The organism is Pseudomonas sp. MYb2, assembly GCF_002979955.1.
Taxonomy (GTDB): domain Bacteria; phylum Pseudomonadota; class Gammaproteobacteria; order Pseudomonadales; family Pseudomonadaceae; genus Aquipseudomonas.
In genome coordinates this window covers 211,486-224,837 of the sequence record NZ_PCQC01000010.1, presented here as the reverse complement: position 1 = coordinate 224,837, position 13,352 = coordinate 211,486, and the positions used below count along the sequence as shown (strand labels likewise).

General features: G+C 60.6%; 11 protein-coding genes and 3 pseudogenes. 5 read left to right on the top strand and 9 right to left on the bottom strand.

What is annotated here, in order from left to right:
* Window positions 1-772 precede the first annotated feature (772 nt).
* Together CQ009_RS18480 and CQ009_RS18475 are read right to left on the bottom strand one after the other, a co-directional pair.
* A complete protein-coding gene (locus CQ009_RS18480; protein ID WP_064388299.1) occupies window positions 773-1,228 on the bottom strand; it encodes a DMT family transporter in 456 nt (151 codons plus the stop codon).
* Window positions 1,229-1,230: 2 nt separating this feature from the next.
* Complete coding sequence (locus tag CQ009_RS18475) at window positions 1,231-1,716, bottom strand: DMT family transporter (protein ID WP_064388290.1); 486 nt, start codon at window positions 1,714-1,716, stop codon at window positions 1,231-1,233.
* A 110-nt stretch (window positions 1,717-1,826) separates the two neighbouring features.
* Between CQ009_RS18475 and CQ009_RS18470 the strand changes: the two genes are divergently transcribed.
* Window positions 1,827-2,762 (top strand): LysR family transcriptional regulator, encoded by a 936-nt coding sequence (locus tag CQ009_RS18470; RefSeq protein ID WP_105708032.1) that lies wholly within the window; start codon window positions 1,827-1,829, stop codon window positions 2,760-2,762.
* 208 nt (window positions 2,763-2,970) lie between these two features.
* Here the strand turns inward: CQ009_RS18470 and CQ009_RS30470 are convergent.
* The 3 genes and pseudogenes from CQ009_RS30470 to CQ009_RS18455 form a co-directional block, all read right to left on the bottom strand.
* Window positions 2,971-3,564 (bottom strand): annotated as a pseudogene (locus tag CQ009_RS30470) (methyl-accepting chemotaxis protein); the annotation flags it as partial.
* A 312-nt stretch (window positions 3,565-3,876) separates the two neighbouring features.
* A pseudogene (locus tag CQ009_RS30465) lies at window positions 3,877-4,653 on the bottom strand (cache domain-containing protein); the annotation flags it as partial.
* Window positions 4,654-4,855: 202 nt separating this feature from the next.
* Entirely contained in the window at window positions 4,856-6,172 is a 1,317-nt protein-coding gene (locus tag CQ009_RS18455; RefSeq protein WP_105708028.1) for a Na+/H+ antiporter family protein, read from the bottom strand.
* Window positions 6,173-6,501: 329 nt separating this feature from the next.
* On the opposite strand from CQ009_RS18455, the pseudogene CQ009_RS30460 reads away from it, so the two are divergent.
* Both CQ009_RS30460 and CQ009_RS30455 read left to right on the top strand, forming a co-directional pair.
* A pseudogene (locus CQ009_RS30460) lies at window positions 6,502-7,791 on the top strand (HAMP domain-containing protein); the annotation flags it as partial.
* Between the two features lie 102 nt (window positions 7,792-7,893).
* A complete protein-coding gene (locus tag CQ009_RS30455) occupies window positions 7,894-8,649 on the top strand; it encodes a methyl-accepting chemotaxis protein (protein ID WP_371920172.1) in 756 nt (251 codons plus the stop codon).
* A 309-nt stretch (window positions 8,650-8,958) separates the two neighbouring features.
* Here CQ009_RS30455 and CQ009_RS18445 read toward each other — a convergent pair whose 3' ends face one another.
* The 4 genes from CQ009_RS18445 to CQ009_RS18430 are packed head-to-tail and all read right to left on the bottom strand — an operon-like array spanning window position 8,959 to window position 11,560.
* Window positions 8,959-10,272 (bottom strand): sensor histidine kinase, encoded by a 1,314-nt coding sequence (locus tag CQ009_RS18445; protein ID WP_064389849.1) that lies wholly within the window; start codon window positions 10,270-10,272, stop codon window positions 8,959-8,961.
* Window positions 10,269-10,937, bottom strand: a complete 669-nt coding sequence (locus CQ009_RS18440) for a response regulator transcription factor (protein ID WP_064389848.1) — start codon at window positions 10,935-10,937, stop codon at window positions 10,269-10,271. The genes CQ009_RS18445 and CQ009_RS18440 overlap by 4 nt, the downstream gene beginning before the upstream one ends.
* Before the next feature lie 3 nt (window positions 10,938-10,940).
* A complete protein-coding gene (locus CQ009_RS18435; protein ID WP_064389847.1) occupies window positions 10,941-11,252 on the bottom strand; it encodes a PepSY domain-containing protein in 312 nt (103 codons plus the stop codon).
* Window positions 11,252-11,560, bottom strand: coding sequence for a PepSY domain-containing protein (locus CQ009_RS18430; RefSeq protein ID WP_064389846.1), 309 nt, complete (start codon window positions 11,558-11,560; stop codon window positions 11,252-11,254). The genes CQ009_RS18435 and CQ009_RS18430 overlap by 1 nt, the downstream gene beginning before the upstream one ends.
* A 248-nt stretch (window positions 11,561-11,808) precedes the next feature.
* On the opposite strand from CQ009_RS18430, the gene CQ009_RS18425 reads away from it, so the two are divergent.
* Both CQ009_RS18425 and queD read left to right on the top strand, forming a co-directional pair.
* A complete protein-coding gene (locus CQ009_RS18425) occupies window positions 11,809-12,888 on the top strand; it encodes a patatin-like phospholipase family protein (protein WP_105708026.1) in 1,080 nt (359 codons plus the stop codon).
* A gap of 85 nt (window positions 12,889-12,973) precedes the next feature.
* Complete coding sequence (gene queD, locus CQ009_RS18420) at window positions 12,974-13,330, top strand: 6-carboxytetrahydropterin synthase QueD (protein WP_003223505.1); 357 nt, start codon at window positions 12,974-12,976, stop codon at window positions 13,328-13,330.
* Window positions 13,331-13,352 lie beyond the last annotated feature (22 nt).

Here is a 13,352-nt window from a genome sequence, read left to right as displayed (position 1 = left end):
CCAAAAGGCTTTGCCCCGGCGTACGGCACTTCGCTGAGGCTCAGTGTTCCCTCGCTACGGTGTCCATCCGGGGGCATCGCCTACGGTTTGCTTCGCTGCACCTCCTCTCGATGAATGCGGCTTCGCCGCACGGCGCTGCGCGCCTACCCCCGGATGAACACCTACGCTCGGCCTGCCGATGGGGCAAAAGATCAAAAGCCAAAGCCAGATCAAGAGCCAGATCAAGTGCCCCTCACCCTAGCCCTCTCCCGGAGGGAGAGGGGACTGATCCAGGTGTTTGGGCGAGGTACACCGACTTGCGATACCGCGTTGAACGTGGATTTTGAGAGGCCCACCATCGGCCCCCTCTCCCTCCGGGAGAGGGCTGGGGTGAGGGGAAGCACCACCACAAATCCAAAGCCGACCACGCCCCGCTCCTCACCACTCAATAGGCCGAGTGTCAGCTCGCCTGCTCTTGATCTTGATCTGTAAGGCGACGTCGGAAGGCTGAGTGGAGGGATTGATCCGGGGGTGGGAGCGCAGCGACCGTTTGGCGCAGCCAAACACAGCGAGAGGAGGTGCAGCGAAGCAAACCGTAGGCGCTGCGCCCGGATCGATCCCGCAGCGAAGGAACCCCGAGCCCCAGCGAGCGGGCCGCACGTAGGAGCAAGCCCTTTTGGTTACTTTTGGGGCGTTTGCCAAAAGTGACCCGCCGTAAGGGCGGAACCCCAAGCAGCCGTTACCGCAGCAACGGATATGCCCCCCAAACCCAATCAATCAATCAATCAATCAATCAATCAACCGAACGCACACTACTCCGATACATAAACACCAAAGCCAGCGCCAAACAAACCATCGCCAGAATCCGCGAGCCAGAAAGCTCAATCGCCGGGTTGCCGAGCCAACCGAAATTATCGATCAACATCCCCATCCCCAACTGCCCGACAATCACCGCCACCGTCGCCACCGCCGTGCCGACCCGAGGCACCGCGCCAACCATGACAATCATGTACACCACACCAAACAACGCGCCGCTGAGCTGCCACTTCGGCACATCAAGCAACCCCACCGAATGCGCCGGCTCGAAAAACAAAATCAGCAACCCGGTCACCACAGCCCCAACGGCAAACGTCAGCAGACTGCTGCGCAACACCCCAACGGATTCACCCAAACGACCATTGATTGCCGCTTGAACACTCAACACCGCGCCTGCCGCGACTACCACGGCCAACAAAATAATCAGACTCATCATCAACCCCGAGCAATCAGAACAAGTGCCGCCACAATCAACCCCAACGCCAGCCAGCGCTCAGCATTGACCTTCTTGCGCACCGCGCCGAACCAGCCGAAATGGTCGATCAACACACTCTTGCCGACCTGCCCGGAGAGGATCGCGATCATCGTCATGGCGATACCGATGTGCGGCGTGGCCAGCGTCAGGACCACCACGTAGATCGGCCCGAGAAAGCCGCCGATCAACTGCCAGCGCGGCAACGTGTTCAGCGCCGGGCCTTTCTGCGGGCCGGCGAATAGAAGCAGCAAAAACAGAATCGCCGAGCCCACACCAAAGATGCTCAACGTCGCCCACAGGTGCCCGACCTGCACACCCAACGGCCCGAGCAATCCCGCCTCCACCGACAAGCCCATGCCCGCCAGGATCACCAGCGGCAGCAGCAACAAGCGCAACCACGACCTCGCCACCGGCGCTTCAACAGCCACTTCATCCAATGTTTGCATAACCAACTTCCACAGATTAACGATGGCGCGGATTATCGGCTGGTGTCGCTGTGCAATAAATGGGAGCATCCGGACAACACCTTTGCGCAACACGCACAGCAGGGCAAACCATGCACGGGCTCAACGAACTCGGATTCAAGGCACTACGACTGTTTGTCGCGGTGCTCGACCACGGCAGCTTTTCCGAAGTCGCACGCCGCGAAGGCGTGGCGCCCTCGTCGATCTCGCGGCAGATCCAGTTGATGGAGCAGGCGCTCAATCAGCAATTGCTCTACCGCCACACCCGCGCCGTCACACCGACCGAGGCCGGGCGCATGCTCGGCCATCATGCGCGGCTGGTGCTGGTGCAATTGGAGGAAGCCGAACAGGCCTTGCAGGAACAGCAAAGCGAACCCACAGGCCTCGTGCGGATCAACGCCCCGGTGGTGTTCGGCCAGCGCCACCTCACCCCGTGGCTCGGCCAGTTGTGCACGCGCTACCCAAAGCTGCAACTGGATATCCAACAGACCGACCATTATGTCGACCCGTTGCAGGAAGGCGCGGACTTGCTATTTCGCATCGGCGCGCTGCACGACTCGAGCATGCAGGCGCGGATTCTGGCGCCGCACCGTTTTCAGGTCGCCGCCAGCCCGGCCTATCTCAAGCACCACGGCACACCGCAACACCCCGACGACCTCACCCAGCACCAGTGCCTGGCCTACAAAGGCGCGGCCGGTCTGCAGCGCTGGTTTTTCCGCCGCGAGGGCGAGGACTGGACGCCCTACTCGGTCAAAGGCCCGATCACCGGTAACCACGCCGACACCCTGACCCAAGCCGCCGAGCAAGGTTTGGGGCTGGTGATGTTTCCGTCGTGGTTGATTGGTGAAGCGGTGCGTGAAGGCACGCTGGTGCCGGTGCTGGGGGAGTATCAGGTGTCGAACAGCCTGGAGCCGCAGCAGATTGCAGTGCTGTGGCCGGGGAGCCGGAGGTTGTCGGTGAAGGTGCGCACGGTGATTGATTTCTTTGTCGAATGCTTTGGTGAAGTGCCCTATTGGGATCTTCCCTAAAAGCTGAAAATCAAAAGCCCCTCACCCTAGCCCTCTCCCCGAGGGAGAGGGGACTGACCGAGATGTCTCGCGCCTTACATCGACCTGAAATATCGAGTCGATTATGGATTCACAGCAGAGCTTTCAGGTCGGCGCATTTCTGCAAATATCCCCCAATCAGTCCCCTCTCCCTCGGGGAGAGGGTTAGGGTGAGGGGCTTTTCAAGCGGTCAGATACGGAACTGGCCAACCAGTTTTCCCAACCGCTGCCCAAGCTCCGCCAAACTACGCGAAGTCTGCGCACCCAACTGCGTTTCATCGGCGACGTTATCCACCGCCACCGCAATCTGATGCACGCTGCGGTTGATCTCTTCGGCCACCGCCGTCTGCTCCTCAGCCGCACTGGCAATCTGCGCGTTCATCGAGTTGATCGTCGCAATCAACGATGCCATCGCATCCAGCGAAGCGCCGGCCTGATTGGCTTGTTGCGAAGTGCCGTCACCGGCCTCGCTGGAACGGCGCATCGCCTCGACCGCTTGCTGGGTGCCAGCCTGCAAGCGATCGATCATGCCCTGAATTTCCTGCGTGCTGATCTGCGTGCGACTGGCCAACGCCCGCACCTCGTCCGCGACTACGGCAAAGCCGCGTCCGGCCTCACCAGCGCGCGCTGCTTCAATCGCGGCGTTCAGCGCCAGCAGGTTGGTTTGCTCGGCAATCGAACGAATCACCCCGAGCACACCGACAATCGACGTCACGTCCTGCTGCAGGCTGTCGAGCGAGACACCGCTGCTGCGAATGTCATCGACCAAGGCATGAATCTGCTTGATGCTGCCAGCCACCACGCGTTTGGCGCTCTGGCCTTCTTCGTCGGTCTGCTGGGCGGCGACGGCGGCGTTCTGTGCGCTCTTGGCGACTTCCTGCGCGGCGGCGGACATTTCATTGATCGCCGTGGCGACCTGGTCGGTTTCGTGGCGTTGACGCTCCATCGCCTGATCCGAGCGCTGCGCCTGATCCGATACCTGCGTCACCAGCCCGGTGAGTTGCGTGGTCATTTCGGTGATCTGCCGCACCAGGCCGTGGATCTTGTCGACGAAGCGATTGAACGAACCGGCCAGTTCGCCGAGTTCATCCTGGCTGGTGATGTTCAAGCGGCGGGTCAGATCGCCCTCGCCTGCGGCGATGTCGTCGAGGTTGGCTTTCATCAGGGTCAACGGACGCAGAATGGTATTGGCCAGCAGCATCCCCGCCGCCGCGATCACCAACAGCACCACCACTGCCACGCCGACGATGCTCAGCACCACGCCTTGCATGCGTTCCTGCACTTGTGCTTCGACCTGTGCGACTTGCGCTTCAATGCCGTCGAGGTTGACCGAGGTGCCGACTGCCATGTCCCACTTCGCCAGGTATTCGGTGTAGCCGAGTTTCGGCACCAGTACCTTGGCATTGCCAGGCAGTGGCGAGCTGTACTGCAGATAGTGCGTGCCGTCCTTCGCCACTTTCACCAGCCCGAGATTGACGTAAACGCCGTTCGGATCGCGGTTGTCCTTGAAGCTTTTGCCCACGCCTTCGGGGTCATTGGCCTTGAACAGGCGCACGGTCTCGGAGTCGTAGCCGAAGAAGTAGCCGTCCTTGCCGTAGCGAATACCCGAAAGCAACTTGATCGCCTGCGCCCGCGCCTCGTTGTCACCCGGCGCGGCCGCGTCGTACAGCGGTTTGATCGTGGTCATGGCCACGGCGACGTAACTTTGCAGAGTGGCTTTGGCATCGCCGAGCAGGCGCTCGCGGGTCTGTTCGACCTCTTTGTGCGCTTGTTCCTGGAGGATGAACAGCGTGGTCAGGCTGATGACCAGCGCAAAGAGCAATACCGGTAGAACGGCAAGGGACAGGACTTTAGCCTTGAGGCTCAGGCGCATTGTGGGAGCTCACTCTTTTGATTTTATTGGCGTGGTTAAAGGCTTTAACGGCACGCCAGATCAAAAGTTGAGCTTCGGTATGAGGATCGTTCCCACGCTCTGCGTGGGAATGCAGCCCCGGACGCTCTGCGTCCAACAACTTGACGCAGAGCGTCACAAGAGGCATTCCCACGCAGAGCGTGGGAACGATCACCCGCGGGGTTCAGAGAACCATCGCGGCCACCCAGCCGAATGCCAGCAGCGGCAGGTTGTAGTGCAGGAACGTCGGCACCACGGTGTCCCAGATATGGTGATGCTGGCCGTCGATGTTCAGGCCGGAGGTCGGGCCGAGGGTCGAGTCCGAAGCCGGCGAACCGGCATCACCCAATGCGCCAGCGGTGCCGACGATGCACACGATCGCAATCGGGCTGAACCCCAGCTGCACGCACAACGGCACGAAAATCACCGCCAGGATCGGTACGGTCGAGAAGGACGAGCCGATGCCCATGGTCACCAGCAAACCCACCAGCAACATCATCAACGCGCCGATGCCCTTGCTGTGATTGATCCATGCTGCCGAGGCTTGCACCAGCGTCTGCACTTCCCCGGTGGCTTTGATCACTTCACCGAAACCGGAAGAGGCGATCATGATGAAGCCGATCATCGCCATCATCTTCATGCCTTCGGTGAACAGATCATCGGTCTCGCGCCACTTGACGATACCGGAGGCCGAAAAGATCAAGAAGCCGACCAGCGCCCCGATAATCATCGAGTCCAGCAGCAACTGCACAATAAACGCGGCGGCAATCGCCACCCCGGCAATCGCCAGGCTCAGCGGGTTGTACTGCACTGCGACCTGTTCGACCTGCTCGATTTTCGCCAGGTCATACACGCGCTTCTTGCGATAGCTGATAAAGGCAATGCCCAGCCCGACCAACATGCCGAACGCCGGAATGCCCATGGCGTGGGTGACATTGATGCCGCTGATGTCGACGCCGCTGCGCGCAACATTCGCCAACAGAATTTCGTTGAGAAAGATGTTACCGAAGCCTACCGGGAGAAACATGTACGGCGTGATCAGGCCGAACGTCATCACACAGGCGATCAAGCGGCGGTCAAGTTGCAGCTTGGTCAGTACATATAAAAGCGGCGGCACCAGCAGCGGAATGAACGCAATGTGGATCGGCAGGATGTTCTGCGAAGCGATCGCCACCACCCACAACAGGCCGATCAGCAGCCATTTGACACTGCCGCCGCCGGTCGCATGCTGGCGATCAACCATGGCCAACGCCTTGTCGGCCAGCGCATGGGCCAGGCCAGACTTGGCAATCGCCACGGCGAAAGCGCCGAGCAACGCGTAGGACAACGCCACGGTGGCGCCGCCGCCCAAGCCGCTGTTGAAGGCCTTGAGCGTGGCGTCGATACCCAGACCACCGGTCAGGCCGCCGACCAGCGCGCCAACGATCAAAGCGATCACGACGTGCACGCGGGACAGGCTGAGAATCAGCATGACGCCGACTGCCGCTATGACTGCATTCATTTCATTTCCTCGAAAAACACTGCGGTGGAAAACCGACCGCCAGACAGAATGAGTCCGCCAATCTTAATCGGCGGATTTGCAAAGAGGGTCTTATTAGAAGGGCGCGCACTGTGCCGCAGCGAACTCCCCTTGTCAAAGCCACGCCCCTGTAGGAGCTGCCGAAGGCTGCGATCTTTTGATGTTGTTTTTAAAGGCAAGATCAAAAGATCGCAGCCTTCGGCAGCTCCTACAGGGTCAACCTGTGGCAATTGTGTTTCAAGGATAAAGAAAGCCGATTTGCGGCCGTTACAGTGCAAAGTCTCAGATATTTATCGAATAAGGACGTCTCCATGTCGCTCAGACAACTTTCCATCCAATGGAAAATCACCTTGCTCGCCGGGCTCTGCCTGGCCGGTATCGTGACCCTGTTGGTCGGTCTATCGCTGTATCGCATGGAGCACAGTTCCGAACTGGTAAAAGCTTCGAGCATGGAAATGCTCACCGAGTCGGCGCAAGCGCGCATCGAGTCGCAAGGTGAAGTGCAGGCCGCCGGCATTCGCCAGCAGTTCATGGACGCCTATCAGTACGGCCACGGTTTCTCGCGGCAGGTGCTGTTCCTGCGCGAACAGGCCGAGAAGCGTTTCCTCGATGCCTTCGACCTGCGCGAAGACATGACCCGTCAGGTCAAATCGGCGCTGCAAGCCAACCCGGACTTGCTCGGCCTGTCGCTGGTGTTCGAAGCCAACGCGCTGGACGGCAAGGACGAACTGTTTGCCGGCCAGGCTGAACTGGGCAGCAACGACAAGGGCCGTTTCGCGCTGTACTGGTCGCAGCCGACCCCGGGCAAAGTCACCTCGATGGCGTTGCCGGAAAGCGATATGGCCGACACCAGCACCGGCCCCAGCGGGCAGGCGGCCAATGCCTGGTTCACCTGCCCGCGCGCCACGCTCAAGCCATGTGTGATCGAACCGTACTTCTATGTCATCGACGGCCACAACGTGCTGATGACCAGCATCGTTTTCCCGCTGATGGTCAACGGCAAAGTCATCGCCTCGCTGTCGGTGGATATCAACCTCAACAGCCTGCAAGCGATCAGCCAGAGCGCGAGCAAAAAGCTCTATGACGGCCAGACCGCCGTGAGCATCATCAGCCCCGCCGGTCTGCTCGCCGGTTACAGCCCGGACGCGAGCAAATTGAGCCAGCGTCTGGATGCCGTCGACAAAGTCAGCGGTGCCGAGTTGCTGAGCAAGCTCGCCTCCAGCAGCAGCGTCAGCAGCCTGCACAGCAACGGCCAGTTGAAAGTGCTCTCGCCGTTCCAGCCGATACCGGGCGGCCCGGCGTGGGGCGTGTTGCTCGATGTGCCTGAGAAAGTCCTGGTCAGCCGCGCCGAAGCGCTCAAGCAACAACTGGACGCGAGCAATAATTCCGGCACGTTGATCGAATTGAGCCTTGGCGTGCTGGCTGCGTTGATCGGCCTGTTGCTGGTGTGGCTGATGGCGCGCAGCGTGACCAAACCGATTCTCGGCGTGGCGCACATGCTCGAAGACATCGCCAGCGGCGAAGGCGATCTGACCCGCCGGCTGGCCTACGACAAGCAGGACGAACTCGGGCAATTGGCCGGTTGGTTCAACCGCTTCCTCGACAAGTTGCAGCCGATCATCGCCGAAGTGAAACGTTCGGTGCAGGATGCGCGCAACACCGCCGACCAGTCTTCGGCCATCGCCACCCAGACCAGCGCCGGCATGGAGCAGCAATACCGTCAGGTCGATCAGGTGGCCACCGCGTCCCACGAAATGAGCGCCACCGCGCAAGACGTCGCGCGCAGTGCTGCACAGGCCGCCGAAGCCGCCAAGGATGCCGATCGCGCCACCCGTCAGGGCCTGACCGTGATCGACCGCACCACCGCCAGCATCGACACCCTCGCCGCCGACATGAGCGCGGCGATGGTGCAGGTCGAAGGTCTGGCCGCCAACAGCGAGAAGATCGGCGCGGTGCTGGAAACCATCCGTGCCATTGCCGAACAGACCAACCTGCTGGCGCTCAATGCGGCGATCGAAGCGGCCCGTGCCGGTGAAGCCGGACGTGGTTTTGCCGTGGTCGCCGACGAAGTGCGCAACCTCGCCCGCCGCACCCAGGAATCGGTGGAAGAAACCCGCCAGGTCATCGAGCAATTGCAGAGCGGCACGCAGGATGTGGTCGGTTCGATGGGCAACAGCCATCGTCAGGCCCAGGGCAGCGTCGAACAGGTGGGCCAGGCGGTGACCGCGCTGCGCCAGATCGGTGATGCGGTGACGGTGATCAGCGACATGAACCTGCAGATTGCCAGCGCCGCTGAAGAGCAGAGTGCGGTGGCCGAGGAGATCAATAACAACGTGGCGACGATTCGTGACGTGACCGAGTCGTTGTCCGGGCAGGCGAATGAGTCGGCGCGGGTGAGTCAGTCGCTCAATAGTCTGGCGAATCAGCAGCAGCGTTTGATGGATCAGTTTCGCGTTTGATTCAAAGGTTGCGGGGTGTCAGCTGGATTCCCCCCTCACCCCAGCCCTCTCCCCCCAAGGGGGGCGAGGGGGAAAGGGAGCCGATCTCCATGTCATTCAAAACCTGAGTTCGACTCGGTATCTCCGGTCACGGGGAGGCTTTCAAGACCTGAGCTCACCCGGCATCTCCGGTTATCGGAAGGCTTTCAAAACCTGAGTTCGACTCGGTATCTCACGTCGGCGTACCTCTCCCAAACAACTCGGTCAGTCCCCTCTCCCTCTGGGCGGTCCGACGTTTCGGGAGGGTTAGGGTGAGGGGCTTCTAAAGGTTCACCGCCGAGGCAACTCGATCACCACCTTCAAGCCGCCCCACTCACTCTCTCCCAACACCAGCAACCCGCCCCAGGTCTCGACAATATCGCGGACAATCCCCAGCCCCAGGCCATGCCCGTGGGTCTGCTCATCCAGCCGCGTGCCCCGGCTGAACACCTCAGTGCGCTGCTCTTCAGGAATCCCCGGGCCGTCATCTTCCACGCTCAAGGCAAAGCCGTCCGTACGTTCGATCACGCTCAGGCGCACTTCGGCATCCGCCCACTTGCAAGCGTTGTCCAACAGATTGCCGAGCAACTCGAGCAAATCCTCACGATCCCACGGCAGCTGCTGCCCTGCCGGCGCGACATAACTCAACGCCAGATGCTCGCCATGAATCATGTTCAGCGTGGCCAGCAATCCCGGCAACTCCGCATCACAATCGAACAACGCACCGGGTAGCGCATCACCGGACAATCGTGCCCGATTGAGCTCGCGATTGAGCCGCTGCTGCACCTGTTCCAGTTGTTCCTTGAGCAGCTTGCGCAGTTCAGGATGGGCATCGAGTTTTTCGCTGGAGGCCAGGCTCAACAGCACCGCCAACGGCGTTTTCAGCGCATGCCCAAGATTGCCCAAGGCATTGCGTGAACGCTTGAGGCTGTCTTCGGTGTGCGCGAGCAAATGGTTGATCTGCGCCACCAACGGTTCCAGCTCCACCGGCACTTGATCGTCCAGCTGTGAACGCTGACCCTGCTGCAATTGCGCGATCTGTTCGCGAGCCTTCTCCAGTGGGCGCAAGGCGCGTCGCACGGTCAATCGCTGCAAGAACAGAATCAACAACAATGCCGCCAGACCGAGCCCTAGGCCGATCTGACGCATGCGCTGGAAGCTCTCGTTGACCGGCGTGTAATCCTGCGCGACGCTGATCGAGATCGACTGGCCCAGTCGCCGATAGTCCGAACGCAGCACCAGCAACTGCTGTCCGTCCGGCCCCAACTGCAGATTGCTGTGCAGCCCGGGATGATCCAGCAGCGGCAGATCCTGATCCCACAACGAGCGCGAACGCCAATGACTGTCGGCAAAATCGATGCGGAAGTAATGCCCGGAAAACGGTCGCTGATAAGCCGGCGACAAATGTCGTTCATCCAGTTGCAAACCGTTCGGGCCACGCACCAGTGCCACCAGCAGACTTTCGCTGTCGTTGCGCAGACCGGCTTCGAGGTAGCGCTGCAAACCGACCTCGAACAGCCACAGACTGGTTTGCGCCAGCACCACGCCGACGATCACCATCACGCTGATCAAGCCCAGGCTCAAGCGGCGCTGGATTGACCTCACGAAGCTTGCCCGCCGAACAGGTAACCCTGGCCGCGACGGGTTTCGATCACGCTTTTGCCGAGCTTGCGGCGCAGGTGATTGACATGCACTTCGAGAACGTTGGAGTCACGTTCGGTTTCACCGTCATAAAGGTGTTCGGCGAGATGGCTTTTGGAAAGGATCTGCTCAGGGTGCAGCATGAAATAGCGCAGCAGGCGGAATTCGGCAGCGGTCAGCTGGATGTCGGCACCATCGCGAATGACGCACTGGCGGCCCTCGTCCAGATGCAACCCGGCAGACTTCAGCGTCGGTTGATTGGCCTGGCCCTTGGAGCGGCGCAACAGCGACTGAATGCGCAAGTACAACTCTTCAGGATGGAACGGTTTGGTCAGGTAATCATCGGCACCGGCCTTCAGCCCTTCGATGCGCTCGGCCCAGGAGTCGCGTGCGGTGAGGATCAGCACCGGGATCGCCAAACCGTTGGCACGCCATTGGGCCAGCACTTCAAGCCCCGGCACCCCGGGCAGGCCGAGGTCGAGAATGATCAGGTCATACGGCTCGCTGCTGCCCTGATACAACGCATCACGACCGTCCGCCAGCCAATCCACCGCATAGCCTTGGCGTTGCAGGCCGGCGAGCAGTTCGTCAGCCAGCGGTACGTGGTCTTCCACCAATAGCAAACGCATCGATCAATCTTCCTTGTCTTTCACAAGTTCGCCGGTAGCGGCCTTCAGGTGCAGCTCGCGGGCCACGCCTTCGGCAGTCAGCAATTCAACTTCATAAATATAGATATCGTGTTTTTCTTCCAGCTCGACTTCCAGCAGCTTCGCGCCGGGATAGCGATCCATCGCCTGCTGCAGCACTTGCTCCAGCGGCAGGATCACGCCCTGCTTGCGCAGATTGAGGGCTTCGTCCGGACCGAGGTCGCGGGCCATCGCCGTCGAGCAAAACAACACCAGCACCCACGCCGTGCGGCGGGTGGCGCGAACATTAACCTTCATTACGTATCCTGATGATCCTTGAGAACCTGCCCGGTCACCGCGTCTAATTCCAGATCCCATTCCAGCCCCTGCGGGTCACGTACCTCGATCTGGTAGATGTACTTGCCGTACTGTTCTTCCAGCTCGGTATCGGTGATCGTCGAGCCCGGATGTTTGCTCAGCGCGGTGGCATTGAGCTTCTCGAAGGAGACGATAGTACCAGCGTCGCGCAGACGCAGGGCCTCATCAGGGCCGAGATCGCGGGCGTGAACGGTGCTGGCAGTGAAGCCGATGATCGCGGCAATGGACAGGGCAGTCAGGGTTTTCATGGTGTCTCCGTATTTTTTATGTGCAGCTTTACGGTGGGCACCTTAGCGATTTGAACTTAACTGAAACTGAATTGCCATCATTGCTCCAGCTCAACATATATCCCCATGTAGGAGTGAGCCTGCTCGCGATAGCGGTGTGTCAGTTAGCACTTATTTGACTGATAAACCGCTATCGCGAGCAGGCTCACTCCTACAAGGTTTTGTAACATGTGCTTATAATTGTTCGCTTGCTAACGATTGAGACCGGTATGACCGCCATCCACATCAAATTCCCCGCCCTCACCCTCAAGGCCGGCCCGCGTGCCATGGCGCGGATTCGGGCGCAGGGCCTGAACGCTGCCGATGTCGGCACCCTGCCCGGCGCCGCTGGTGGGCCGAAGGCTTTGGGCATTCAGGGACTGGATCTGGCATTGTTCGGTGAATGGCTGCCGGGCGCGCCGCGCGAGCGTTCGCTGATCGGTGCCTCGGTCGGCTCCTGGCGTTTTGCGAGTGCCTGCCTGCCGAATGCCGCAGAGGGTATCCGCCGTCTCGGCCAGCTGTACGCCGAGCAGAATTTCAATAAAGGCGTGACCATGGCCGAGATCAGCCAGAGCTCACAGCGCATGCTCAATGACCTGCTCGATGGCCGCGACGAGAGCATCCTCAGCAACGCCGATTACCGTCTGAACATCATGGTGGTGAAAAGTCAGGGTCGCTTGGCCGATGACCATCGCGGTCGCCTCGGGTTGGCGCTAGGGTCGGTGATTGCCGACAACCTGCGCGGTCGCGCACGGCTGTCGCGGCACTTCGAACGGCTGATCATCCACGACCCGCGCTTGGCGCCGCCGGTCAACGCACTCAACGATTTCCCGTCGCGTTTCGTCACGCTCAATGCCGGTAACTTGCGCCAGGCCCTGCTGGCCTCGGGTTCGATTCCGATGGTCATGGAAGGCGTGCGTGATCTGCCGGGCGCCGGTGCGGGAACCTTCCGCGACGGTGGCTTGCTCGACTACCACCTCGACTTGCCCTACAGCGGCGACGGCATCGTGCTCTATCCGCACTTCACCGACCGGGTGGTTCCCGGCTGGTTCGACAAGACCCTGCCGTGGCGCAAGGCCTCGGTGGAGCGCCTGCAGGACGTGCTGTTGCTCGCGCCATCAAAGGAATATCTGGCACGCCTGCCCTACGGCAAACTGCCCGACCGTAACGACTTCAAGCGCTTCATGGGTGATGCGCCGAGCCGGCAGAAATACTGGCACGCGGCGATGGACGAGAGCCGGCGCCTGGGCGATGAGTTCCTCGAACTGACTGCCAATGGTCGCCTCGCCGAGCGCTTGCTGACCCTTTAGTCAGCACGGTCAAAGACAAGCTGGTAAACTCGCCGCCTGCCCGAATCGCTGCGGCGAACGCCATCTGAACAGAGCCGAAATTACCGTGGAAATCTTCAAAGAGTTTACCTTCGAATCCGCCCACCGCCTGCCGCACGTCCCGGACGGCCACAAGTGCGGACGTCTGCACGGTCACTCGTTCAAAGTGGCGATTCACCTCAGCGGCGACCTCGATCCGCACACGGGCTGGATCCGTGACTTCTCGGAAATCAAGGCGATCTTCAAGCCGCTGTACGAGCGTCTGGATCACAACTACCTGAACGACATTCCTGGTCTGGAAAACCCGACCAGTGAAGTGCTGGCCAAATTCATCTGGAATGAAATGAAGCCCTTGCTGCCGGAACTGAGCGCGATCCGTATTCACGAAACGTGCACCAGCGGTTGTATCTATCGCGGTGAATAACGCATCGCGAATTGCCTCTTGT

What these genes read in the sequence shown, in the direction of transcription:
- CQ009_RS18480 (WP_064388299.1), bottom strand. Translation starts at nt 1,228, where the DNA reads ATGAGTCTGATTATTTTGTTGGCCGTGGTAGTCGCGGCAGGCGCGGTG.
- CQ009_RS18475 (WP_064388290.1), bottom strand. Translation starts at nt 1,716, where the DNA reads ATGCAAACATTGGATGAAGTGGCTGTTGAAGCGCCGGTGGCGAGGTCG.
- CQ009_RS18470 (WP_105708032.1), top strand. Translation starts at nt 1,827, where the DNA reads ATGCACGGGCTCAACGAACTCGGATTCAAGGCACTACGACTGTTTGTC.
- CQ009_RS18455 (WP_105708028.1), bottom strand. Translation starts at nt 6,172, where the DNA reads ATGAATGCAGTCATAGCGGCAGTCGGCGTCATGCTGATTCTCAGCCTG.
- CQ009_RS30455 (WP_371920172.1), top strand. Translation starts at nt 7,894, where the DNA reads ATGGAGCAGCAATACCGTCAGGTCGATCAGGTGGCCACCGCGTCCCAC.
- CQ009_RS18440 (WP_064389848.1), bottom strand. Translation starts at nt 10,937, where the DNA reads ATGCGTTTGCTATTGGTGGAAGACCACGTACCGCTGGCTGACGAACTG.
- CQ009_RS18435 (WP_064389847.1), bottom strand. Translation starts at nt 11,252, where the DNA reads ATGAAGGTTAATGTTCGCGCCACCCGCCGCACGGCGTGGGTGCTGGTG.
- CQ009_RS18430 (WP_064389846.1), bottom strand. Translation starts at nt 11,560, where the DNA reads ATGAAAACCCTGACTGCCCTGTCCATTGCCGCGATCATCGGCTTCACT.
- CQ009_RS18425 (WP_105708026.1), top strand. Translation starts at nt 11,809, where the DNA reads ATGACCGCCATCCACATCAAATTCCCCGCCCTCACCCTCAAGGCCGGC.